Source organism: Sphingomonas sediminicola (genome assembly GCF_049991885.1).
Taxonomy (GTDB): Bacteria; Pseudomonadota; Alphaproteobacteria; order Sphingomonadales; family Sphingomonadaceae; genus Sphingomicrobium; species Sphingomicrobium sediminicola.
Genome location: NZ_CP178916.1, coordinates 373988 through 395535 on the forward strand (window position 1 = coordinate 373988; position 21548 = coordinate 395535).

General features: G+C 63.3%; 18 protein-coding genes. 12 read left to right on the top strand and 6 right to left on the bottom strand.

All coding sequences use genetic code 11. The annotated features are described in order from the left end of the window. Nucleotides 1-84 precede the first annotated feature (84 nt). Complete coding sequence (locus tag ACMC5O_RS01945; RefSeq protein WP_426693164.1) at nucleotides 85-2370, top strand: glycoside hydrolase family 3 N-terminal domain-containing protein; 2286 nt, start codon at nucleotides 85-87, stop codon at nucleotides 2368-2370. Here the strand turns inward: ACMC5O_RS01945 and ACMC5O_RS01950 are convergent. Then, complete coding sequence (locus ACMC5O_RS01950) at nucleotides 2367-3659, bottom strand: MFS transporter (RefSeq protein WP_426693165.1); 1293 nt, start codon at nucleotides 3657-3659, stop codon at nucleotides 2367-2369. The two genes, ACMC5O_RS01945 and ACMC5O_RS01950, sit on opposite strands and share 4 nt — an antisense overlap. Before the next feature lie 32 nt (nucleotides 3660-3691). Then, nucleotides 3692-6100 carry a TIM-barrel domain-containing protein gene (locus tag ACMC5O_RS01955; RefSeq protein WP_426693166.1) on the bottom strand — a complete coding sequence of 803 codons (2409 nt, stop codon included), beginning with the start codon at nucleotides 6098-6100 and terminating at the stop codon, nucleotides 3692-3694. A gap of 157 nt (nucleotides 6101-6257) precedes the next feature. Here ACMC5O_RS01955 and cyoA point away from each other — a divergent pair, with 157 nt between their 5' ends. Genes cyoA through ACMC5O_RS01980 form a run of 5 tightly spaced genes read left to right on the top strand, consistent with a single transcriptional unit; the run spans nucleotide 6258 to nucleotide 11681 of the window. After that, the gene (cyoA, locus tag ACMC5O_RS01960; protein ID WP_426693167.1) at nucleotides 6258-7163 is read left to right on the top strand and encodes a ubiquinol oxidase subunit II; all 906 of its coding nucleotides are present in this window, start codon (nucleotides 6258-6260) and stop codon (nucleotides 7161-7163) included. Then, complete coding sequence (cyoB, locus tag ACMC5O_RS01965) at nucleotides 7153-9159, top strand: cytochrome o ubiquinol oxidase subunit I (protein WP_426693168.1); 2007 nt, start codon at nucleotides 7153-7155, stop codon at nucleotides 9157-9159. The genes cyoA and cyoB overlap by 11 nt, the downstream gene beginning before the upstream one ends. After that, the gene (gene cyoC, locus ACMC5O_RS01970) at nucleotides 9156-9797 is read left to right on the top strand and encodes a cytochrome o ubiquinol oxidase subunit III (protein ID WP_426693169.1); all 642 of its coding nucleotides are present in this window, start codon (nucleotides 9156-9158) and stop codon (nucleotides 9795-9797) included. The genes cyoB and cyoC overlap by 4 nt, the downstream gene beginning before the upstream one ends. Then, on the top strand, nucleotides 9794-10180 hold the full coding sequence (gene cyoD / locus ACMC5O_RS01975; protein WP_187707929.1) for a cytochrome o ubiquinol oxidase subunit IV: 387 nt from the start codon (nucleotides 9794-9796) through the stop codon (nucleotides 10178-10180). The genes cyoC and cyoD overlap by 4 nt, the downstream gene beginning before the upstream one ends. A 52-nt stretch (nucleotides 10181-10232) precedes the next feature. Beyond that, on the top strand, nucleotides 10233-11681 hold the full coding sequence (locus ACMC5O_RS01980; RefSeq protein WP_426693170.1) for an AMP nucleosidase: 1449 nt from the start codon (nucleotides 10233-10235) through the stop codon (nucleotides 11679-11681). Here the strand turns inward: ACMC5O_RS01980 and ACMC5O_RS01985 are convergent. Both ACMC5O_RS01985 and ACMC5O_RS01990 read right to left on the bottom strand, forming a co-directional pair. After that, on the bottom strand, nucleotides 11678-13354 hold the full coding sequence (locus ACMC5O_RS01985; protein ID WP_426693171.1) for a bifunctional metallophosphatase/5'-nucleotidase: 1677 nt from the start codon (nucleotides 13352-13354) through the stop codon (nucleotides 11678-11680). The genes ACMC5O_RS01980 and ACMC5O_RS01985 overlap by 4 nt on opposite strands. Beyond that, nucleotides 13354-14205 carry a S1/P1 nuclease gene (locus ACMC5O_RS01990; RefSeq protein ID WP_426693172.1) on the bottom strand — a complete coding sequence of 284 codons (852 nt, stop codon included), beginning with the start codon at nucleotides 14203-14205 and terminating at the stop codon, nucleotides 13354-13356. The genes ACMC5O_RS01985 and ACMC5O_RS01990 overlap by 1 nt, the downstream gene beginning before the upstream one ends. Before the next feature lie 65 nt (nucleotides 14206-14270). Here ACMC5O_RS01990 and ACMC5O_RS01995 point away from each other — a divergent pair, with 65 nt between their 5' ends. Both ACMC5O_RS01995 and gcvA read left to right on the top strand, forming a co-directional pair. After that, nucleotides 14271-14714 (top strand): cytidine deaminase, encoded by a 444-nt coding sequence (locus ACMC5O_RS01995; protein ID WP_187707926.1) that lies wholly within the window; start codon nucleotides 14271-14273, stop codon nucleotides 14712-14714. Between the two features lie 42 nt (nucleotides 14715-14756). Further along, on the top strand, nucleotides 14757-15722 hold the full coding sequence (gene gcvA, locus ACMC5O_RS02000; RefSeq protein WP_187707925.1) for a transcriptional regulator GcvA: 966 nt from the start codon (nucleotides 14757-14759) through the stop codon (nucleotides 15720-15722). Here gcvA and ACMC5O_RS02005 read toward each other — a convergent pair. Beyond that, nucleotides 15698-16183, bottom strand: a complete 486-nt coding sequence (locus tag ACMC5O_RS02005; protein ID WP_426693173.1) for a RidA family protein — start codon at nucleotides 16181-16183, stop codon at nucleotides 15698-15700. The two genes, gcvA and ACMC5O_RS02005, sit on opposite strands and share 25 nt — an antisense overlap. A 228-nt stretch (nucleotides 16184-16411) precedes the next feature. Here ACMC5O_RS02005 and ACMC5O_RS02010 point away from each other — a divergent pair, with 228 nt between their 5' ends. From ACMC5O_RS02010 to ACMC5O_RS02025, 4 genes are all read left to right on the top strand, one after another. Then, nucleotides 16412-17149 carry an NADPH-dependent F420 reductase gene (locus tag ACMC5O_RS02010; RefSeq protein ID WP_187707923.1) on the top strand — a complete coding sequence of 246 codons (738 nt, stop codon included), beginning with the start codon at nucleotides 16412-16414 and terminating at the stop codon, nucleotides 17147-17149. 118 nt (nucleotides 17150-17267) lie between these two features. Continuing rightward, nucleotides 17268-17834: a CDP-diacylglycerol--glycerol-3-phosphate 3-phosphatidyltransferase gene (gene pgsA / locus ACMC5O_RS02015; RefSeq protein WP_187707922.1), complete on the top strand. Its 567-nt coding sequence runs from the start codon at nucleotides 17268-17270 to the stop codon at nucleotides 17832-17834. A gap of 114 nt (nucleotides 17835-17948) precedes the next feature. Then, a complete protein-coding gene (gene katG, locus ACMC5O_RS02020; RefSeq protein ID WP_426693174.1) occupies nucleotides 17949-20195 on the top strand; it encodes a catalase/peroxidase HPI in 2247 nt (748 codons plus the stop codon). 71 nt (nucleotides 20196-20266) lie between these two features. After that, complete coding sequence (locus ACMC5O_RS02025; RefSeq protein WP_187707921.1) at nucleotides 20267-20554, top strand: hypothetical protein; 288 nt, start codon at nucleotides 20267-20269, stop codon at nucleotides 20552-20554. Here the strand turns inward: ACMC5O_RS02025 and ACMC5O_RS02030 are convergent. Continuing rightward, nucleotides 20484-21455, bottom strand: coding sequence for a LysR substrate-binding domain-containing protein (locus tag ACMC5O_RS02030; protein ID WP_187707920.1), 972 nt, complete (start codon nucleotides 21453-21455; stop codon nucleotides 20484-20486). The genes ACMC5O_RS02025 and ACMC5O_RS02030 overlap by 71 nt on opposite strands. Nucleotides 21456-21548: the final 93 nt, after the last annotated feature.

The window sequence follows — 21548 nt, forward strand, 5'->3', positions numbered from 1 at the left end:
GTAACCGGTTACAAACCAGGTCAAGGACTCTGATCCGGCGATTGCTCGGAGCGCCAAGCAGAGCGCAAGAGAAGGGGAGAGAGAATGCTCGATACGCGCATTTCGCGCAGGGCCACGCTTATGGGCGCGGGCGCCGTTGCCGCTTGGTTGGCGAGTCCGGCAAGGGCGCTTCTGCAGACAGCGGGCCGGCTGGAAGTTCCGGCGTTCGTGGACAGCCTGATCGCGCGGATGACGCTCGAGGAAAAAGCGGGCCAGTTAAGCCTGATGGCGTCTGCCTGGGGCGGCGGCATCGCGGCGGCGCTCAATCCTCCGAGCAACAGCAATTTCCCGCAGCAGGTGGACGAGGCTCGCAAGGGTCAGCTCACCGGCGTGTTCAACGGTAATGGCGCGCGCATGGCGCGGATCATGCAGAACGCAGCGATGAAGGAATCGCGGATGAAGATCCCGTTGATCTTCGCCGCCGACATCATTCACGGCCACCGCACCATCTTCCCTGTGCCGCTGGCCGAAGTCGCGAGCTTCGAGCCCGAGCTCGCGCGCCGTACCGCAGAGGTCGCAGCGTTCGAAGCGTCGGGTGCGGGCATCGACTGGAACTTCTCACCGATGGTCGACGTGGCCCGCGATCAGCGCTGGGGCCGCGGCGTCGAAGGCGGCGGCGAGGACCCGTTGCTTGGCAGCCTTTTCGCCGCTGCGCGCGTGCAGGGCTTCCAGGGCGCGAACTTCAAGTCGAACGAGCACTTCCTCGCCTGCGTGAAGCACTTCGCTGCCTATGGCGCGGCGGAATCCGGCATGGACTACAATACGGTCGACCTGTCGGAGCGTACGCTGCGCGAGGTCTACCTCAAGCCCTACAAGGCGGGCTTTGACGCAGGCGCCTTGTCGGCGATGGCGTCGTTCAACGAGCTCTCGGGCATTCCCGCGACCGGCAACCACTGGCTGATGACCGAGGTTCTGCGCGGCGAGTGGGGTTTCCAGGGCTTCGTCGTGTCGGACTACACGGGCGACGAAGAGATGATCAAACATGGCTATGCCAAGGACGGGCGCGACGCTGCGAAGCTCGCCTTCCTCGCAGGCGTCGACATGAGCATGCAGAGCGGCCTCTATCGCCAGCATCTGCCCGACCTGGTGAGAAGCGGCGAAGTGCCGCAGCAATTGCTCGATACCTCTGTCCGTCGAGTGCTGGCGATGAAGGCGATGCTCGGACTGTTCGAAGATCCGTTCCGCCGCATTGACGAAAAGCGTGAGGCGTCGCGCTCCATGCTTCCGCGCAGCCGGGCCATCGCCCGCGAGTCCGGCCGCAAGTCGATCGTCATGCTGAAAAATGACGGCGACCTCCTGCCGCTGCCGCGCTCTGGCAAGAAGATCGCGCTGATCGGCCCGTTCGCGAGCGGACAGCATGACCTCGTCGGCCCGTGGGTCGTCTATGGAACGGACGAGAAGGCGGTCGATCTCGCCACCGGAGTCCGCGGCGCGATCGCCGACAAGAATTCGCTGATCATCGCCGAAGGCTCGAAGGTCGATCAGCCCATTCCGGGGGGCATCGATCAGGCCGTCGCGGCGGCGCAGCAGGCGGACATCGTCGTGCTCGCCATTGGTGAGTCGCAGGGCATGTCGGGCGAGGCCCAGTCGCGCGCCGACATCGTCGTTCCAAAGCCGCAGCAGGAGTTGGCGGAGGCGGTCGCCAAGGTCGGCAAGCCCGTCGTCGTCGTTCTCAAGAACGGCCGCGCTCTGGCACTCGAAGGTGCGGTCGCGAATGCGCCGGCGATCCTCGTCACCTGGTTCCTCGGTACCGAGACCGGCAACTCGATCGCCGACGTCTTGTTCGGCGCATACGGCCCGTCGGGACGCCTCCCGTCGAGCTTCCCGCGCCTCGCCGGCCAGCAGCCTTATTATTACGCGCACAAGCCGACGGGCCGTCCAAACCCGGACCCGAAGCTGGAGGATTACAAGGCGCGCTTTCGCGGCATCACCAACACCTCGCTCTATCCGTTCGGGCACGGCCTGACCTACGGCAAGATCGAGTACAGCGGTTTCACGATCAGCTCGCCGAGCATCGGCATGAACGGCGAGATCGAGGTGACTGCCACGATCGCGAACCGTGGCCAGCGCGCGGCGGAGGAGGTCGTCCAGCTCTACATCCATGATCGGGTGGCGAGCATTACGCGCCCGGTCCGCGAGATGAAGGGCTTCAAGAAGATCAAGCTCGAGCCCGGCCAGTCTGAGGTCGTGCGCTTCACGCTGCGACCGGCCGACCTGCAATTCTACGGCGTCGCCAACAAGCCGGTCGTCGAGCCCGGCACGTTCGATGTCTGGATCGCTCCGTCTGCCGAGGCGGAGGGCGTGCACGGCACGTTCGACCTGACCGCTTAGGCGGGCTCGGCTTCGAGTTTGGGTGCACTTTCCCGGCCCAGCGGGTTGAGCAGCATTGCGACGCAGGACAGCGCAAGGAAGACCAAAGGCACGACCACGACCGTGGTGCGCATGCCGCTCAATGTCGCGCTGCTCTGCTCGACATTAGGCACGAAGCCGACCGACCAGAAGCTCCAGCCGAGAATCGCGGTCGCAAGGCCTATGGCAATGCGCTGCAGAAGGGCAGCGACGCCGAATACGGTCCCTTCGACGTGGAAGCCGGTCGCCTGCTCGCCATATTCGATGGTGTTCGGAAGCATTGCCCAGAACACGAAGTTCAGGCCGACAATCATAACCTGCATGCCGATCAGGAAGATCTGCATCAGGCCGGTCCGGTGAACGTCGACCGCGCCGAACAGCAGCAGCCCGATCATCCCGAGGCCCGCCGCGATCAGCCACAAGGCTCGCATCCCGATCACTCGGCCGAGCAGCATCCAGAGCGGGATCGCGATACCGCTGACGATGCCCATCGACGCCAGCGCAAGCTGCCCCGCCTCTGGGTCGTTGAGCAGATATTTGAAGTAGTAGAGAACCGATTTGTTGAGCACCGTTATCGCCACGATCATCGCCATCATGGCGGCGCTGAGCGTGACGTAGGCGCGATTGCCTGCGAGGCTGACGAGTGCTGCCTTGACGCTTCGCGGTATCGGCCGCTCGATGAGCGTGCACTCGCGATAAGTGAGGCCGACGATCATGAGGATGATGGCCCCAACGGTTGCGAACAGGATCGCCGCGCCGAAGTAGGCCTGGGATGCGGTCGAGCCCGTCAACCAACGGCCAACCGGGACCGTGCATAGGGCGACAAGCACCGCGGCGGCTGTCCCGAACAGCATGCGCATACCGGCAACAAAGGCACGGTCGCCCGGGTCGGCGCTGATCCGTGCGGTCATCGCGAGATAGGGGACGTTCACGGCGGCGTAGGCAGTGCGGAACAGCAAATGCGCTCCAAGGACGCTTGCCACGAGAAGGGCGCCGCTTCCGATCGGGGGCATGTAGATGAGGCCGAAGCAAAGGCCGAACGGCACGGCGCCGGCAACGAGGATCGCGCCAAATCTCAGCGAGCTATGGCGGCGGTCGACGAGAACGCCTGCTGCAAAGTTTGCGATTCCGTCCCACACCGATGCGACCAGGTAGGTCGTGGCCGCGACGCCGATCGGGATGTCCAAGGCGTCGGTGTAGTAGAAGAGCAGGAAGAGCATCACGCTCTGCCAGAAAAGGTTGAACGCGAAGTCCCCGAACGCGAAAAGCAATAATCGCGCTTTGGAGGGGCGGTTCGCGTCCATCAAAAGCGCGACAGCACGAAGTCGGATGCGCGCTTTTGGTCGGGGATGACGAAGCGGACCGTGCGCCGCTCAGCGTCCGTTTCGACGCCGGCGACGCCGCGCACCTTAGCCGGTCCGGTCCACCCGTGGACGGTGACCGCGATCTGCTTCCACCACGGCCTGAAGCTCCCTTCGCGCTTGTCGAAGTGGAGCATGATTCCGTCCTTGCCGAGCGTGCAGCGGACCGTCTGGCGAAGGCTATCGCCGCGGATGCTGACGCCGTCATCCCAATAAAGCTGGCCGCTGCAATCCTGTCCCGGATAGACGTGCAATTCGAGCGGCCCGTTGGGCATCACCGATGTGGTCTGCGTCAAAGGCTGGCGCGGGACGATCGCGCCGCCACGGACAAACACCGGCAGGCGGTCGAGCGTGGGTGTTTCCCTCACCACCTCAAACGGCGCGTCCGGCTTGCGCTCGCCTAATACAGGCAGGCCGCTCCAATAATCGAACCAGCCCGGTCCGGGCATGCAGACATTGTAGGCATAGGTCGATTCCGGCTTCGGGGACGGAGCGACCAGAAGGTCACGTCCGAGCGTGAAGGCCATCGATTGGTCGCACGGCGCCTTCGCCAGCTCGGGATAGTCGTAGAAGGTCGGGCGCATGAAAGGGTCGCCCGTACGCGCATTCTGCTCCGCGACCGCGTAGAGGTACGGCATCAGCCGGTACCGCTCCCCGATGTAGCGGCGGCGGATTGCGAGGTGCTCCGGACCGTCGATCCACGGCTCGGCCCTAGGCGCGTCATTGGCCGCGTGACCGCGATAGATCGGAGTGAATGCCGCAATCTCATACCAGCGTGTCGCCAGCTCCGGGCTCGCCCCGCCAATGAAACCTGGAATGTCCGCACCCGACCAGGCAACGCCTGAAAGGCCGAGGTTCAGCATCTGCTGGACGGCCAGCTTCAAATGATCCCAAGTTGAGTTGTTGTCGCCGGTCCATGTGACTGCAAACTTTTGCCCGCCAGCAAACATTGCTCGTGTCATAACAAAGGGGCGAACGTTGGGCCGGAGCTTCAAAAGCCCTTCGTAGGTCGCCCGGCCGTTCTCCATGCCGTAAACGTTATGCACTTCGGAATGGTTCGCGGTGCGCGGGGCGAAGCCGTCGTCATCGATGCGGTGGACTGTCTCCAACGGCATGGTCTTGGTCGGTGTTTCGAAGATCGCCGGTTCGTTCATGTCGTTCCAGAAGCCGGCGATGCCATCATCGACGAATGGCTTGTACAGCCCACCCCACCAGTCGCGGCTGGCCTTGCGAGTGAAGTCGGGGAAGACCGATGGCCCTGGCCAGACCGGCGCGACGTACAGGCTGCCGTCCGGGTTCTTCAGGAAGTGATCGCCGGCGATGCCGCTGTCGTACGGCGCGTATCCTTCGTTCGGCGCGTGCGCGATGTGGAGATCGGTGATTGCCACCAGCTTGAAGCCATCCTTTCCGACATCGCGGGCAAGTTCCTTGAGGTCCGGAAAAGTCTTGGTGTTCGTCGAGAACGGCCGGTTCCGGTCCTGGAAGTCGATGTCGAGCCAGATGACGTCCGTGGGAATTCGGTCGGCGCGCAATCGGTTCGCGATCTCGCGGACTTCGGTCGCGTTCATGTAGCTGTAGCGTGACTGCTGGTAACCGAGACCCCAGCGCGGCGGCAGCGGCGCCTTGCCGGTCAGGTCGGTGTAGCGGCGGACAACGTCGGCGACCGTCGGTCCCGCAACGACGTAATAATCGATCGGGCCGCCATCAGCCGAAATCTCGAGCACATTCTGGTCGCGATGGCCGAAGTCGAACGCACTTCGCCACGTATTGTCCAGGAACAGGCCGTAGGCGCCGCCGGGACCGCCGGTCGCGATGTAGAATGGAATTGATTTGTAGATGGGGTCGGTGGCGCGATCGAAGCCCCAGGCATCCGTAGTCCAGTTCACGTAGCTTGCGCCGCGGCGGTTGAACGGCCCGGTCTTATCGCCGAGCCCGTAATATTGCTCGCCGGTCGGCATTGCCTTGCGCAAAGTGAAGCGGCTGCCCTCGAAGCTCATGGATCCGGACACGTCGTCGACGATGGTACGACCCTCGAGGTCGGCCACGGTGAGCCGTAAGGTCGCCGGATCGATCCGCACAGAAAGTGATCCGGTTTGGAAGCCGCCGGGCACGCGCCGGACTTTCACGCTTTTGCCGCGAACCGCGGATGAAACGGCCCAGCTCGCATCCTCGGGAGCCTCGGAACCGGTCTTCACCACCCGAACTCGCAAAATCGAATCCGTCAGCGCGGAGACGCTTACCGATGCCGTGTCGTTGCTTGTGATGGTTCCGTTGGGTGGACTGTTTTGCGCCGGTGCAGGGGAGGCGAGCGCCGCTAGGCAGGCGGCCATGATCAATGCTGTGCGGGTCATAGGGTGCTTGCGACCCTAGCTCAGCAATCAGCGTCTGCAACGCTTTACGCAGATCAGTTGCCGACAGTAACTCTGGGGACTAAGGGGACGCCGTCCGTTCAGGTTCGTAGGGGCCGATGAAGGGGGTCTTCGTGAACTCAGCCGGGTGGTGCGAAGGGTGACGCGAGGGGCAGGATACGCCCTGCGATTCGTCGCGTGTTTCGCGCTCATCGTGCTGCTCGCCGCCTGTAACCGGGGCATCCTCGACCCGGTCGGTCCGGTCGGTCAGGCCGAGAAGACGATCCTCATCAATTCGACCGCGATCATGCTGGCGATCATCATCCCGACGATGATTGCCACGGTCGCCTTCGCCTGGTGGTTCCGGCGTGGGAATACGAAGGCCACCTACCGTCCCGACTGGGAATATTCCGGCGCGATCGAGCTGGTCGTGTGGTCGATCCCCGCCATGACTATCATGCTGCTTGGCGGCATCGCCTGGATCGGAAGCCACGAGCTCGAACCGAGCAAGCCGCTTGCGTCGACGACCCCGCCGCTGAAGGTTGAAGTGGTGTCGCTCGATTGGAAGTGGCTGTTCATTTACCCGGACCAGGGCATCGCGACCGTCAACCAATTGGTCGTCCCGGCGGGAACACCCGTCAGCTACCGGCTGACCTCCGCAACGGTCTGGAACGTCTTCTTCGTCCCGCAATTCGGAACGATGATCTACACAATGCCGCGGATGACGACCCGCCTGAACCTACAGGCGGACCGGCCGGGGGCCTATGACGGGCTCTCCGCGCATTTCAGCGGCGACGGCTTCCCCGGAATGGGCTTCAAGGCGCAGGTTCTCCCGCCGGACCAGTTTGCCCTTTGGGCCCAAGGCGCGCGCGGCACCGGGCAGGCTCTCGACGGACGCGCTTTTGCCGAGCTTTCGAAGCCGACCAGCTATGTGAAACCGATGACCTATGGCGCGGTCGCGCCGGGCCTGTTCGATGCGATCGTCGCCAATCGCGCTCCGCCGCCACAGATAATGCCGCACAATCCGCCGACTAGCGAACAAGGGGCCGGGCAGCATGCTAGGTAAGCTCAGCTGGGACGCGATCCCTTTCCATGAGCCGATCCCCCTTCTGACGTCCGTGGTCGTCATCCTGGCGGTGCTCGGAACCGCTTTCTGGGTCTGGCGCAACGGCTGGTGGCCGTATCTGCGGGACGAGTACATCACGTCCACCGACCACAAGCGCATCGGCATCATGTACATCGTGCTTGCGCTGCTGATGCTGGTTCGCGGGTTCGCCGACGCAATCATGATGCGCCTCCAGCAGTCGCTCGCGATCGGCGCCTCGCAAGGATATTTGCCGCCGGAGCATTACAACCAGATCTTCTCCGCACACGGAACGATCATGATCTTCTTCGTGGCGATGCCGTTCGTTATCGGCTTCATGAACTTCGTTGTTCCGCTGCAGCTCGGCGTGCGCGACGTCGCCTTTCCGACGATGAACAATGTCAGCTTCTGGCTGACTGCTTCGGGCGCGCTCCTCGTCAACCTAAGCCTATTCATCGGTGAGTTCTCGCGAACCGGCTGGCTGGGCTTTCCGCCGCTCAGCGAAAAGGCATTTTCGCCCGGAGTCGGGGTCGATTACTATCTTGTCGCGTTGCAGATATCCGGTGTTGGGACAGTCTTAACGGCCGTCAATTTCGTCACGACCATCCTCAAGATTCGGGCTCCGGGCATGAGCTACCTACGCATGCCCGTCTTCTGCTGGACGTCGCTTGCGTCCAACCTGTTGATCCTTGCCGCTTTTCCGGTGCTGACGGTCAGCTTGGCCCTGCTGATGCTCGACCGCTACCTCGACTTCCACTTCTTCACGAATGACGGCGGCGGCAACTCGATGCTCTACATGAACCTCATCTGGGTTTGGGGGCATCCGGAGGTCTACATCCTCATCCTGCCGGCGTTCGGCATCTATTCCGAAGTCGCCGCGACTTTCTCAGGCAAGCCTTTGTTCGGTTACCGCTCGATGGTCTTCGCAACGCTCGCGATCTGCATTATCTCGTTCATGGTCTGGCTCCACCACTTCTTCACCATGGGAGCGGGCGCGGACATCAACGCCGTTTTCGGCATCGCCAGCATGATCATCGGCATCCCGACTGGGGTGAAGATCTATAACTGGCTGTTCACGATGTACGGCGGCCGGGTGCGCTTCACCGTGCCGATGTACTATTTGATCGGCTTCATGCTCACCTTCGTGATCGGAGGACTTACGGGCGTCCTTCTGGCCATCCCGCCGGTCGATTTCATCGTGCACAACAGCTTGTTCCTGGTCGCGCACTTCCACCAGGTAATCATCGGCGGCGTCGTGTTCGCGATCATGGCGGGCTACACCTACTGGTTCCCGAAAGCGTTCGGCTTCACCCTCGACGAACGGCTCGGGAAAGCGATCTTCTGGTGCTGGTTCATCGGCTTCCATCTCGCCTTCATGCCGCTCTACGTGCTCGGCTTCTGGGGTGCGACGCGGCGCATGCAGCACATCCCCGATCCTACCTGGGCACCATGGCTGAACGTGGCGCTGGTCGGAGCGGTGATCATCGGCGTCGGGATCGTGCTGACGGTCGTCCAGCTGCTCTATTCGATCAAGACGCGCGACCAGCGGATGGATGTTACCGGCGATCCATGGGACGGGCGCACGCTCGAATGGCTGACGCTATCGCCCCCGCCGCACTATAATTTCGCGGTTCTTCCCGACGTCCACGGCGAAGAAGCCTATTGGACGCGCAAGCAGACGGCGATCAAGCAGGACGCGTTGATCAAGGAGCCGGACTACAAACCGATCGAAATGCCGCTGGGCACACCGGTCGGCGTGATCTGCGCCTTCTTCGCCTCGGTCTGCGGCTTTGCGATCATCTGGCACATCTGGTGGTTGGCCATCCTCGGCCTCATCGGCTCTTTCGCGGTCTTCGTCTGGTACGCGTGGCAAGACGAGCATGAGCACATCATCCCGGTCGAGGAGGTCAGGGCAAACGCTCGCGAGCGCCGCCGCATCCGCATGGAGCACCTCCACACGTTGAGCCAATCCACATGACGGCGAGCGAAGCACCAACGGTCGGTCTTACCCACGGCGCCTCGGAAGATACTGGCCTCGGTCATCGAGGGCCGGAATCGAAGAGCATCGTCGTACCTTACGGCTTCTGGCTGTTCGTCCTGTCGGACATGGTCCTCTTCTCGGCCTTGTTCGCGACCTATGCATCGCTTGTAACTGCGACGGACGGGGGGCCGACCACCAAACAGCTGTTCGACCGAAACCTGGTGGCGGTCGAGACCGTGGCGCTGCTGCTGTCGAGCTTCACCTGCGGCCTCGCAATGATCGCCGCCAAGCGCAAGAGCATGACATGGACCCAGGGCTGGTTGCTCGTGACCGGCCTGCTCGGGGCTGTCTTCCTGTCCATCGAGCTCTACGAGTTCGCCCACATGGTCGCTGAAGGCGCTCCGCCACAGCGCAGCGCTTTCCTCTCTTCATTCTTCACGCTTGTCGGCTGCCACGGCGCGCACGTCACTGCCGGCCTGCTGTGGATCGGAACGATGATGGCTCAAATCTGGGCCAAGGGGTTCAAGGAGCACATCGTCCGGCGGCTGCTCTGCCTCAGCATTTTCTGGCACGCCCTCGACATCATCTGGGTGGCCATCTTCACCATCGTCTATCTGATCGGGACGCTGCCATGAGCGAGAACGAAAACAACCTGCTCGACGTCGCTCCGGGAGCACCGCACAGCAACATCCTCAGCGAGACGATCGCCTATGTGATCGGCCTGGCTCTGGCGCTCATCCTGACCGGCGTATCGTTCTGGGTCGCGTCGACCGGCGTTTTGTGGGGCCCCGGAGTGGCCGCCGGGCTGGTCGTCCTGGCAATCGCGCAGATGGGCGTTCACCTGGTTTTCTTCCTTCACATCACCAGCGGACCGGACAACACGAACAACGTCCTGGCGCTCGCGTTTGGAGTACTGATCGTCTTCCTGGTGATGATCGGGACCATCTGGATCATGTCCCACATGAACGCGAACATGATGCCCGGCCCGGAGATGACGAACCTGCAGATGCAGCACTGAAACCAATAAAGACCTTGTCTGCGGTGTGCGTTGAGTCCAAGCGTGCGGGCTCATGAAGTCCAACGACATCACGGCAATCCTCGACGAGCTCTGTTCCATCTATGACCAGTCGGTCGCCAACCTTCGCGAGGCGCTTGCCGATTATTGCGAGGCGGGGAAGCATCCGGACCCAAAACTGAGGGAGGAAGGCTGCTTCGCCTACCCTGAGCTTCGTGTCTCCTACAGCGGGGATCGCACATCCGGGCGACTGACCCGCGCCTTCGCCCGCCTGACCTCGCCCGGCACCTACGCCTGCAGCGTCGCGCGACCGGCGCTGTTCCGCGATTATCTGCGGACGCAGCTAGAGCATCTGGTCAAGGATTATGGGGTCGAGGTCTCGGTCGGCAAAAGCCGCAGCGAAATCCCCTATGCTTATGTTCTCGACGGAAGCGGCATCAATCTCGACGAGGTGACGGCCGCCGATCTGTCGCGCTGGTTCCCGTCCAACGAGCTGTCGCACATCGGTGACGAGATTGCCGACGGCGTTTGGGACTATTCGGTTCGCGACGCGCGGCCGCTGGCCCTGTTCGACGGCCCGCGCACCGACTTCAGCCTTGCGCGGCTGAAGCATTACACGGGCACCGACACCGACCATTTCCAGCACTTCATCCTGTTCACGAACTACGTCCGCTACGTCGACGAGTTCGTACGCTTCGCCATCGACGAGCTGCGCCGGGCAGACAGCCCGTACACGGCGCTGTCCGTTCCAGGCGGCTATTACGACCGCGAGCATTTGACGGACGCCGAGGCGCAAATCGCAGCAGGCACGTGGCGGCGTCACCAGATGCCGGCCTATCACCTGATTGCCGACGGGCACGTAGGAATCACCTTGGTGAACATCGGCGTTGGCCCGTCGAACGCGAAGACGATCTGCGATCACATCGCGGTGCTCAGGCCCGAGGTATGGCTGATGATCGGGCATTGCGGCGGCCTCCGCCCGACCCAGCGCATCGGCGATTACGTGCTCGCCCACGCCTACCTTCGCGACGACCATGTCCTTGACGATGTCCTGCCGGTCGAAATTCCGCTGCCGGCCATTGCCGAAGTTCAGAGGGGCCTGTTCGAAGCCGCGGTGCTGGTTACCGGCGGCGACGAGGACAGCGTGAAGACGCGCCTGCGCACCGGAACGGTGGTGACTACTGACGACCGCAACTGGGAGCTTCGCTTCACCCAGTCGGCCAAGCGCTTCAACCAGAGCCGGGCGGTTGCCATCGACATGGAATCGGCGACTGTCGCCGCGCAGGGTTTCCGCTTCCGCGTCCCGTACGGAACCTTGCTCTGCGTGTCGGACAAGCCAATGCACGGTGAGCTCAAGCTGCCCGGGCAGGCCAACGACTTCTACGAGCGCGCAATCGGCCAGCATCTCCGGATCGGCATCGAGACGCTCGCCCTGCTTCGCAGCGAAGGCGAGGGCCTGCACTCGCGCAAGTTGCGGAGCTTCGACGAGCCGCCGTTGCGCTAGCGGGCGAAGCGGACCCGGCCCGGCTTCGGGGGTATCCGGCCGGGCGCGATCCAGGCAACCAGCGCGTCAAGATCGATGATACCCTTGTCGGTGATGTCCGTGCCTTGCGTGAAGGCGCTGAGGCCGTCACCGCCCGACGCGAGATAATTGTTGAGTGCGACGCGGTAGCGGCCTTCCGCCGACACCGGCTTGCCGTTCAGCCGCACGTCGGAAACTCGGCTGCCTTCAGGCTTCGTCATGTCGACGGCGTAGGTGAACCCGTCCGAAGGGGCGAGTGCCGCCGGTCTGCTCCTGCCCGGCTTGATCGGGATTGCATATTGCTGCTCGATCGCGGCCTTCAGCTGCTTCCCGGTCAGCGTCATCACCAACAGGTTGTTCCCGAACGGCATCATCGCGAAAGCGTCCTTGTAAAGAACGTCGCCCGAAGGAAGCGCGACGCGAACGCCTGTGGCGTTGACGAGCGCGATCTGGGCGCCGCCATTCTCCGCCGCACGCGTTGCGGCCAGCATCGAGTCCGCGATCAGGTCGGCTGCGGCGCTTTCGCCGTCGTCCGTGTCCGTGGTCGCTTTCTCGGTCAGACGGCCGACGACGCGGTTCGCGATCGGCGCGACTGCCGCGGCGTAGCGCGAGACCAGTGCCTGTTCCGGAGCGTCCACTCCGCGCTCGCCGTTGCCGACGACGACATTGGTCGCGCTCTGCTCGAGCAGACGCTTCGTCGAAGGATCGAAACGAAGGCGCAGGTCGCTGACGAAGTAACCGTATTTGCCCGCGCTGGTCATCAACCGACCCGCGCCGGTCTCGACGGTTCCGTTGCAGACATAGGCCCAGTGCGTGTGGCCTGACACGACGGTCGTGATGGCTGGATCGAGCTTCGGCAGGATCGGCAAGATGTCGCCGTAGAGCCCGTCGCACGCGTTGCCGGTGGTGAACTGCGGCAGCTTTCCGCCCTGGTGGATCAGCAGGACGATGGCGTCGGCGCCTTCTGCCTTGAGCTTGGGCACGAGCGCGTTGGCGGTCGTGGCTTCGTCGGCGAAGCTCAGTCCCTTCACGCCCGACGGTGTCACCAGGCTCGCGGTGCCCTTGAGCGTCATTCCGATGAAGCCGACCGTGATCGGCCCGAACCTCTTGATGCCGGTAGCGGGAAAGACGGTCGTCCCATCTGTCTGAACGACATTGGCGGCGAGGTAGCGAAAGCGGGCTCCTCCGAACTGCTCGACCGCGCAGGGGGTGCGGCGCGTGAACTTGACGCAGCCGCCGGACTGCATCCGCTTGAGCTCGTCCGACCCGCGATCGAATTCGTGATTGCCGACCGAATTGAACTCGAGGCCGAGCAAATTCATCGCTGCGATGGTCGGCTCGTCGAGATAATTGGCCGAGATCAGTGGCGACGCGCCGATCGTGTCGCCTGCCGAAACCGTGACCGTGTTCTCATGTCCCGCGCGCAATTGCGTCAGGGCGCCTGCTAGGTTTGCGACACCGCCGGTCTGGAACCTGCGCTTGCCTCCATCGGCCTCAGTCACATCGACGGGCGAGGGCTGTTCGAGATTTCCGTGGAAGTCGTTGAACGCCAGGATCTGAACTTCTACCGGCGGTGCAGGAGCAGCCGGGACGACCGGCCTGGTCGTGCAACCGGCCAGCGCCAGGAGCGCCGCGATGACGGATTTGCGAAGCATCAGAGCGCGTGCTCGGCGGGAAGCGGCTGCGGCTCTGCGAAGACAGCGTTGAGGTATGCGGCGAGGCGCACTCCGGCCTGCTTGAGCCTTTGCTCCATGACCGGCGTGAACTTGTAGACGTAGGCATAGGAGAGTTCGGGAACCGCCGGCTCACCCTTTTTGACCTTGGCGCTCTTGGGCGGCGTTGCCGGATAGAGTGTCTCGCGAATCTGTGCGCTCTCGCTGATCCAATCGCGAGGATTGATGTCCCACCAGGCGATGATCTCGTCACTGCTCGTGTGCCGCTGGAGCTTCGCGCTCATCTCGGTGAACGAAAGCTGCTCCTCGTCGACCAGCGCCGAGTCCCACACGGAGTGGAGGTTGAGATCGCGGCCGAACCACTTCACCTTCACCTCATTGCCGCCCTTGTCGCAGCATTTGCCGACGTGAAGCGGCTGGTGAAGGTCGCCGACGAGGTGGACCACGAACCGCAAGGCAAGCTGCTTGTCGGCAAGGCTCGCCTTCGGGTCGCGCAGCGTCGCCGTGTAGCGTTGCAGCGCCTCGAGCGCGTCGCCCTCCGAAGGCGCATGGTCGTAGAGCACGCCGTTCAACGTCACGTAATGCCAGGGCGTCGCCGTCTTCTGCCAGAATTGAGTTGGCGCCGACCGCATCTCGTCCGGCCAGTTCGCCGCCTCGTCCAGGCTTTCGGCGGATCCGAGGATCTCTTTGATATGCGCCCGAGCCAGCCCGCTCAGCTGCGCGTCGGCGATCGCCGCGACGACGCGGTGGCCGGTTTTCCCCCACGCCAAGGCGGGGGAGGGAATGAGCGCAATTGCGGCGGCCGCGGCGGTAACGAACAACCGTGCTTTCATCGTAGTCGGACTCGCAGATTCGGAAGACTAGCGCATGCCCCGTGCACGGCCTTAAGGACAAGAGCATGACTGAAGATGAACTGGTAGCACTGGCGCGTTCCGCCGCGCTCAAGGCGTATGCGCCCTATTCGCGATTCCACGTTGGTTGTGCGATCGAGTCCGTCGATGGCGAGGTCGTCACCGGCGCGAACATGGAAAACGCGTGCTACCGCCTCGGCATCTGCGCGGAGCAGAGCGCCCTGACCGCAGCGCAGCACAAATTCGGGCTCGCCAAGGTCGCGCGCCTCGTGGTGGCGGGAGGCGGGATCGACGGCGACGCGCTCACCGGTGATCTAACCTGCACGCCATGCGGTGGGTGCCGGCAGGCGATATTCGAAGCCTCATGCCTGTCAGGCTGCGACATCGAAGTGCTGAGCGCGAACGGCGAAGGGTCAAAGGTCGACCGTCACACGATCGGCTCGCTTATCCCACACGGCTTCGGCCCGGCGAACTTGAACGATGCGTCGTGATCGGGCGGGTGCGTCCCGCTACGAGGGGCTGTAATTGGAAGAATGGTAGAGCGCCCGCGCCCGGTTCAGGATAATCGGCCGAAAGGGCAGAAGAAGCTTGCCCATCTCAATGCCTTGCGGGCTTTCGAGGCGGTCGTCCGGAACATGAGCTTCGCCAAGGCTTCCGAGGAGCTTAACGTAACGCCGGGCGCGATCAGCCAGCAGATCAAGCTGCTCGAGGATTATTACGGCATTCGGCTGTTCCGGCGCGAGGGGCGCCGGATCGCACTGACCGAGGATGCGTCGAAGATCGCTCCGACGTTGACGGCCGGCTTCGATCTGCTCGCACGCGCAACCGCCGTGCTTCAGGCCAACAGGGGCGGCGGAGTGGTGCGGGTAACCTGCCCGCCGACATTTGCCGTGAAGTGGCTGGCCCCACGCCTTGGCGAGTTCGCGATCGACCATCCGGGCATCCAGGTCAGTGTCGAGTCCGATGGCAGGCTGGTCGACTTGCGGCGGGAGGAGCCGGACGTCGGTATTCGCTACGGTGGAGGCTCATGGCGCGGCCTTACGGCTGAGCGGCTGTTCGACGAGAAGCTCACTCCCGTCTGCTCGCCGTCCTACCTTGCCGCATGTCCCATCGGTTCGGTCGAGGACCTGACGAAAGCGCGCCTGATCCACGATCTCACGATGGATTCGACGGGACTCGACTATCCCGACTGGAGCACCTGGTTCGAAATGCAGGAGCTGCTGGTACCGCAGGATGGAGCGTTGCGCTTTTCCTCCTCGCTCGCGGCGATCCAGGCAGCAGTGGACGGTCACGGGGTGATCCTTGGCAGGAGCACGCTGGTAGAGTCCGAGCTGAAGGAAGGACGGCTAATCGCTGCCGCGGGTCCGACGATCGCGAGCGGCTATTCCTATTATCTCGTGACGCCGGACGACGGCTCCCTGTCGAGCGCGGTCCGGACCTTCAGGAATTGGCTGCTCGAGGAAGCGGCCAAATTTCAGCGCGAGGCTGGGCTCGATTGAGCCGGCCTTACGGCGAACGTGACAACGAGCTCGATGGAGGCATCGCCAGGCAGCCCGGGCGAGGAAATCGCCGAGCGTGCATGTGCGCCGTACATGGGTCCGAACAGCTCGACGAATAGGTCCGATGCGGCATCGAGCACCTTCGCGTGCGATGTGAATCCCGTTGGAACCGCGATGATGCCGTCGACGCGGCACAGGCCGTCGAAGCGCTCCCACGATCCGAGCGCCCGTTCGATCTGGGCCACGACATTGAAGGCCGCGAGGCGCGCGGCCGCTTTCAGCGCCTCGACGTTCGGTTGGGTGGCGGTGCCGAGCATTACGCCAGCCGTCAGGGGGAATTGGCCGGAGACGAAGCCGAGGCCGCCGCGAATGACCACGGCGCTGTAGGCGCCGACTGGATCGGGAGGAGGTGGCAGGCTCGCCTTGGCCGGCCACGAAACGGCAATTTCAGAGCCTTGCATCGCGAAGTCTCCACTGATCGAGCGGCTCACGCCTAGACGCTGCGGGAGGAGGCGACCAACCAGATTTGTCCTGCGACAATTTAGTTTCTCTAACGAGACAAGGGCCTACGCATATCTTTAGCTAAACTAAACTCTGCCGCAGGGATGATCGTTTGTCGCCGAACCGCGACTGGGCCACCTTTGAATGACGGCAGCGCGTGTCGCGCTCCACATTGAAAGGAACTTCGCATGCTTCGCTTGGGTATCATCGGCACGGGCAGGATGGCCGTTCGGCTGGCCCACCTAGCGCAGAAGGGCGGCCACAGCGTCGTCTTCGGCTCGCGGGACGTCGGGCGCGCAAAAGCCATCGCAGCCCGCCTCGGATCCAACGTGACGGGCGGAAGCTACGAAGATGCTGCCGGGCAGGACATCGTGCTGCCGTCGATCTTCATCCGCGACGGAGCATTCGACGACCTCAAGCCCTTTGCTGACGCGGTGGACGGCAAGATCGTCGTCGACATCCTCAATCCGTATAACGACCACTACGACGATTTCCTGCTTCCGTGGGACACTAGTGCCGCCGAAGAGTTGCAGAAACTTTGGCCCGGCGCCCGGATCGTCAGCACCTTCAAATGGCCGTTCTGGGAAGCCTTCGAGAATCCCGATTTCGACGGCGGGCCGATGGACATCGTGATGACCGGCGACGACGACGAGGCAAAGGCGGTCGTGCTCGACCTGTTCCGCGCGAGCCCCTGGCGCTTCCTCGACGGCGGCGGATTGGCGCAGGCTCGTTTCACCGAGCGCATGACTTTGTTCGCCGGCCAGCTCGCGGCGAAGTACGGTTATCTTCCGCGCGTAGGCTGGCGGCTCCTCGGGGAGCCCTGGGAAGCCGGAGTGAATGACGCCTACGGCGACATCATCCAGCGCTGGGACGCTCCGCCGGCTCGCGCCGCCAACGATGCCGCTTTGATGGTTCCGCAGGACTGACTTCGAACGCCGCGAGTTGCTGCGGCAAGAGCCTGTCCGTCACACCTCCGGACGGGCAGGCTCGACCGCACGCTTCCATCTTTTGCTTCCGCGGCGGTTTGCGTAGAGCGGTTGGCGCATGCTGAGTATTCCGAACCTCCTGACGCTCTCGCGAATCCTGGCGGTTCCGATCCTGGTATTCTTGCTTTGGCAGCCCACGCCGGTCGATTACGCAATTACCTTCGTTCTTTACTGCCTTGTCGGGATCACCGATTATTTCGACGGCTATGTTGCGCGGGCTCAGGGGCGGATCTCGAAACTGGGCCAGTTCCTCGATCCGATCGCGGACAAGATCATGGTCGGCGCGGTGCTGATCATGCTGATTTCCAGCCGCAAGGCGAACCCGATCCCGGAAATCGCGGGGCTGCACATCATCGCCGCGCTGATCATCCTCCTGCGTGAGATCATCGTGTCAGGCCTGCGCGAGTTCCTGGCCGAACTTAAGGTCGAGCTGAAGGTCAGCCGGCTGGCGAAGTGGAAGACGACGTTTCAACTCGTGGCTCTCGGCGCATTGATACTGGGCGGGGCGTTGCCGGCGCAGGTCTGGGTGCATACGACGGGGATCATCAGCCTGTGGGCAGCGGCCGCACTGACCCTGATCACCGGCTGGGATTATCTGCGGGTCGGCCTGAAGCACATGGACTGAGCTTCGCCGACTAATCGATTTTCCCGTACTTACTGACAAAGATTCATCGTTTCCGTCGCTAAGCGCCGAAGCCTAGCGTGCTCCCGTTTTCCGCCAGGGAGAGAGGCAAGAATCATGGACGCAAAGACGGGAGAAATGGGCGGTTGCCCGATGGGTCATGGTGACGGTGGCGTGCGCGCGCTTCTTGGGCGGCAAAATCGAGACTGGTGGCCGGACGCTCTGGCCGTCGACATTCTGGCCCCGAATGGTGCCGCGAATCCGTTGGGCGACGACTTCAGCTATGCCGACGCGTTCGGGAAGCTCGACTATGAGGCTCTAAAGTCGGACCTGACGGCGCTGATGACCGACAGCCAACCCTGGTGGCCGGCCGACTATGGGCATTACGGCCCGTTCTTCATCCGGATGGCCTGGCACGCGGCGGGCACCTATCGCACCGGCGATGGACGCGGTGGCGCCAACAGCGGGCAGCAGCGTTTCGCCCCGCTCGACAGCTGGCCGGACAACGGCAACCTCGACAAGGCGCGGCGACTGCTTTGGCCGATCAAGCAGAAGTACGGAAACAATATCAGCTGGGCTGACCTGTTCATTCTGGCCGGCAATGTCGCGATCGAGTCCATGGGCGGACCGGTGTTCGGGTTCGGCGGCGGGCGTGCCGACGTCTTCGAGCCGGAAAAGGACATCTACTGGGGCGATGAGGACAAGTGGGTTAACGAAGGCGTTCCTACCCGCATCGATCCCGACCGCGGGCTTGCCGATCTCGACGGTCCGCTGGCCGCCATCCAGATGGGTTTGATCTACGTGAACCCCGAGGGCCCGGGGGGTAACCCCGATCCCCTGCTATCCGCGCGCGACATCAAGGCGACGTTCGAGCGCATGGCGATGAACCATGAGGAGACGGTCGCGCTCACGGCCGGCGGGCACACCTTCGGCAAGGCGCATGGCAACGGCGATCCGTCGACGCTCGGTAAGGCGCCGGCGGGTGGCGATCTCGCTGCGCAAGGCTTCGGGTGGGTTAGCAATCAGGAGCATGGCGGTATCGGCGAGCACACCGTGACCAGCGGCCTAGAGGGTTCGTGGGTCAACACCCCGACGCGATGGTCGGAAAACTACTTCCGCCTGCTGCTCGATTATGACTACGAGCTCGTTCACTCGCCTGCAGGCGCGCAGCAGTGGCAGCCGGTAAACCAGAAAGAAGAGGACATGGCCCCGGCGGCCTGGGACCCCTCCAAGAAGGTCCCGACGATGATGACAACCGCCGACATGGCGCTCAAGATGGATCCCGAATTCCGCAAGATTTCGGAGAAGTTCCGCAGCGACCATGAGGCGTTCAAGGACGCCTTCGCACGTGCCTGGTTCAAGCTGACGCACCGCGACATGGGTCCGAAGGCGCGCTATCTCGGTCCCGAAGTCCCGGACGAGGACCTCATCTGGCAGGATCCAATTCCGGCAGGGCGCGATCCCTCGGATGCTGAAATCGCAGACGTAAAGGCCAGGATCGCCGGCAGTGGGCTGACGGTTCAGCAATTGGTGAAGACGGCATGGGCCTCGGCGTCGACCTACCGGAAGTCCGATCACCGTGGCGGCGCCAATGGCGCCCGTATTCGTTTGGTCCCGCAAAGGGACTGGGAGGTCAACGAGCCTGCCGAGCTGGCCAAGGTGCTGCAGACGCTCGATGGCCTGCGCGGCAATCTTTCGATGGCTGACGCTATCGTCCTCGGTGGAGTGGTCGGCGTCGAAAAGGCGCTGAAGGAAGCCGGGCAGACCGTCGAGGTACCGTTCCTAGGCGGCCGCGGCGATGCGACGCAGGAGCAGACCGATGTCGAAAGCTTCGCGGTGCTCGAACCGCAAGCGGACGGCTTCCGCAACTATCTGCCGAAGAAGCTTCGCGTGAAGACGGAAGAGATGATGCTCGACCGCGCCGCTCTGCTTGGCCTGTCGGTGCCGGAGATGGCGGTCCTCGTGGGCGGCCTGCGGGTGCTCGGCGCCAATTATGGCGGCAGCCGGCATGGTCACTTCACCAAGCGCACCGGCGCTCTCACCAACGACTATTTCGTCAACCTGCTGGATATGACGAACGTCTGGAAGACGGTCGATGGGTCGGGCGACGAGGAATATGTAGCCACCGACCGCAAGAGCGGCGGCGAGACCTGGCGCGCAACACGTGCAGACCTCGTGTTCGGATCCAACGCCGAGCTGCGAAGCGTGGCTGAGGTTTACGCGCAGAAGGGCTGCGAGGCGAAGTTCGCTCGCGACTTCGTCAAGGCCTGGACCAAGGTGATGAACGCCGACCGTTTCGATCTTCCGCAGAAGGCGAAGCTCAAGGAGCCGATCGGCATCGCGGAGCCTGTTCCGGCGAAGTAAGCGGGACATGCGGCGGGTTCACAGCGGGCCCGCCGCAGTCCATCATCGGCGTTGTTGGGAGGGAGAGCCCAATGCACCGTTCGGAGATCCATCGGCTTGACCCGGGCCGCGAATATTGGGTGCCAGCAGTCGTCGCTCCGCATCGCGATTGGGCTGGAGCTCCGGGCTGCCGGACCGGCGCTCGCTATCTCGTCGACCGTCAGACCTTCAAGGCAAATCGCGACCAGTTCCCGGCGTTCGACAGCCAGCTGGAATGCCTGCGCTGGATCATGAAGAACCGCGCCTATCTCAACCGGACGCTTCCGCAGGCTCGGGTACGCGCGGTCGCGCTCGATCGTTGGCTGCTAGGCCTGGAATGATGTCCCGGGTGATCTGGCGCAGAGTCTCCGCCAGCAGTTGAAACTCTTCCTCGCGCGGGCTTGATCGGCGCCAGACGAGGGCGATGCTGCGGAAGCCATGGTCGGATTTTAGCGGCCGGGCGTCGACGCGAGTGCCTTCTAGAATGCCGGCTTCGATCGCCATTCCCGGCACGAAGGTCACGCCAAGCCCGTTATCGACCATCTGAACGAGCGTGTGCAGCGAAGTTCCCATCATCGTCGCTTCGGCCCGCATCTCCGGCCGGTTGCAGGCGGCGAGGGCGTGGTCCTTCAGGCAATGGCCGTCCTCCAGCATGAGCAGGCGGTTCTCGTCGATCGCTCCGGGCTCGATGATCGAATCCGCTGGCGCTTCCCCTCGCGGGTAGGCGACGAACAGGCGGTCGTCGAACAAGGCGGCCTTTTCGACATCGCCGCAGCTGTAGGGCATCGCGAGAAGTACGCAGTCGAGTTGCCCGCGATTGAGGGCGTCGCATGCCGCCTGGCTCGTCTCTTCGCGAAGGAAGAGCTTCAGGTTCGGCCATTGCTCGCGCAGGCGGGGAAGCATCGCAGGAAGCAGGAAGGGCGCGATGGTGGGGATGACACCCATGCGGAGTTCGCCGTGGAGCGGCTTGCCTTCTGCGCGCGCCATGTCCGTCAGCTCTTCGCTCTCGCGCAGAACGCGGAGCGCTTTCTCGGCAATCTTCAGGCCGAGCGGCGTGAAGCGAACGACGCGGCGGGTGCGCTCGACGAGGACTACGCCGAGCAAATTCTCAAGCTCGCGGAGGCCGGCCGACAGGGTCGACTGGGTGACGAAGCAGGCCTCGGCCGCCTTGCCGAAGTGACCATGCTGGCGAAGCGCCACAAGGTATTGGAGCTGTTTGATCGTGGGCAGATGGACAATCATCGATAATTCCAATCAGTTCCATCGATATAATCGACTTGAACGATTGAAACCAGCGCCCTAGATGCTGCGTTGCAACATAAGACTGGCTGCAAT

Coding starts and splice junctions, on each gene's coding strand:
- ACMC5O_RS01945 (WP_426693164.1), top strand. CDS start 85: ATGCTCGATACGCGCATTTCGCGCAGGGCCACGCTTATGGGCGCGGGC.
- ACMC5O_RS01955 (WP_426693166.1), bottom strand. CDS start 6,100: ATGACCCGCACAGCATTGATCATGGCCGCCTGCCTAGCGGCGCTCGCC.
- cyoB (WP_426693168.1), top strand. CDS start 7,153: ATGCTAGGTAAGCTCAGCTGGGACGCGATCCCTTTCCATGAGCCGATC.
- cyoC (WP_426693169.1), top strand. CDS start 9,156: ATGACGGCGAGCGAAGCACCAACGGTCGGTCTTACCCACGGCGCCTCG.
- cyoD (WP_187707929.1), top strand. CDS start 9,794: ATGAGCGAGAACGAAAACAACCTGCTCGACGTCGCTCCGGGAGCACCG.
- ACMC5O_RS01980 (WP_426693170.1), top strand. CDS start 10,233: ATGAAGTCCAACGACATCACGGCAATCCTCGACGAGCTCTGTTCCATC.
- ACMC5O_RS01985 (WP_426693171.1), bottom strand. CDS start 13,354: ATGCTTCGCAAATCCGTCATCGCGGCGCTCCTGGCGCTGGCCGGTTGC.
- ACMC5O_RS01990 (WP_426693172.1), bottom strand. CDS start 14,205: ATGAAAGCACGGTTGTTCGTTACCGCCGCGGCCGCCGCAATTGCGCTC.
- ACMC5O_RS01995 (WP_187707926.1), top strand. CDS start 14,271: ATGACTGAAGATGAACTGGTAGCACTGGCGCGTTCCGCCGCGCTCAAG.
- gcvA (WP_187707925.1), top strand. CDS start 14,757: ATGGTAGAGCGCCCGCGCCCGGTTCAGGATAATCGGCCGAAAGGGCAG.
- ACMC5O_RS02005 (WP_426693173.1), bottom strand. CDS start 16,183: ATGCAAGGCTCTGAAATTGCCGTTTCGTGGCCGGCCAAGGCGAGCCTG.
- ACMC5O_RS02010 (WP_187707923.1), top strand. CDS start 16,412: ATGCTTCGCTTGGGTATCATCGGCACGGGCAGGATGGCCGTTCGGCTG.
- pgsA (WP_187707922.1), top strand. CDS start 17,268: ATGCTGAGTATTCCGAACCTCCTGACGCTCTCGCGAATCCTGGCGGTT.
- katG (WP_426693174.1), top strand. CDS start 17,949: ATGGACGCAAAGACGGGAGAAATGGGCGGTTGCCCGATGGGTCATGGT.
- ACMC5O_RS02025 (WP_187707921.1), top strand. CDS start 20,267: ATGCACCGTTCGGAGATCCATCGGCTTGACCCGGGCCGCGAATATTGG.
- ACMC5O_RS02030 (WP_187707920.1), bottom strand. CDS start 21,455: ATGATTGTCCATCTGCCCACGATCAAACAGCTCCAATACCTTGTGGCG.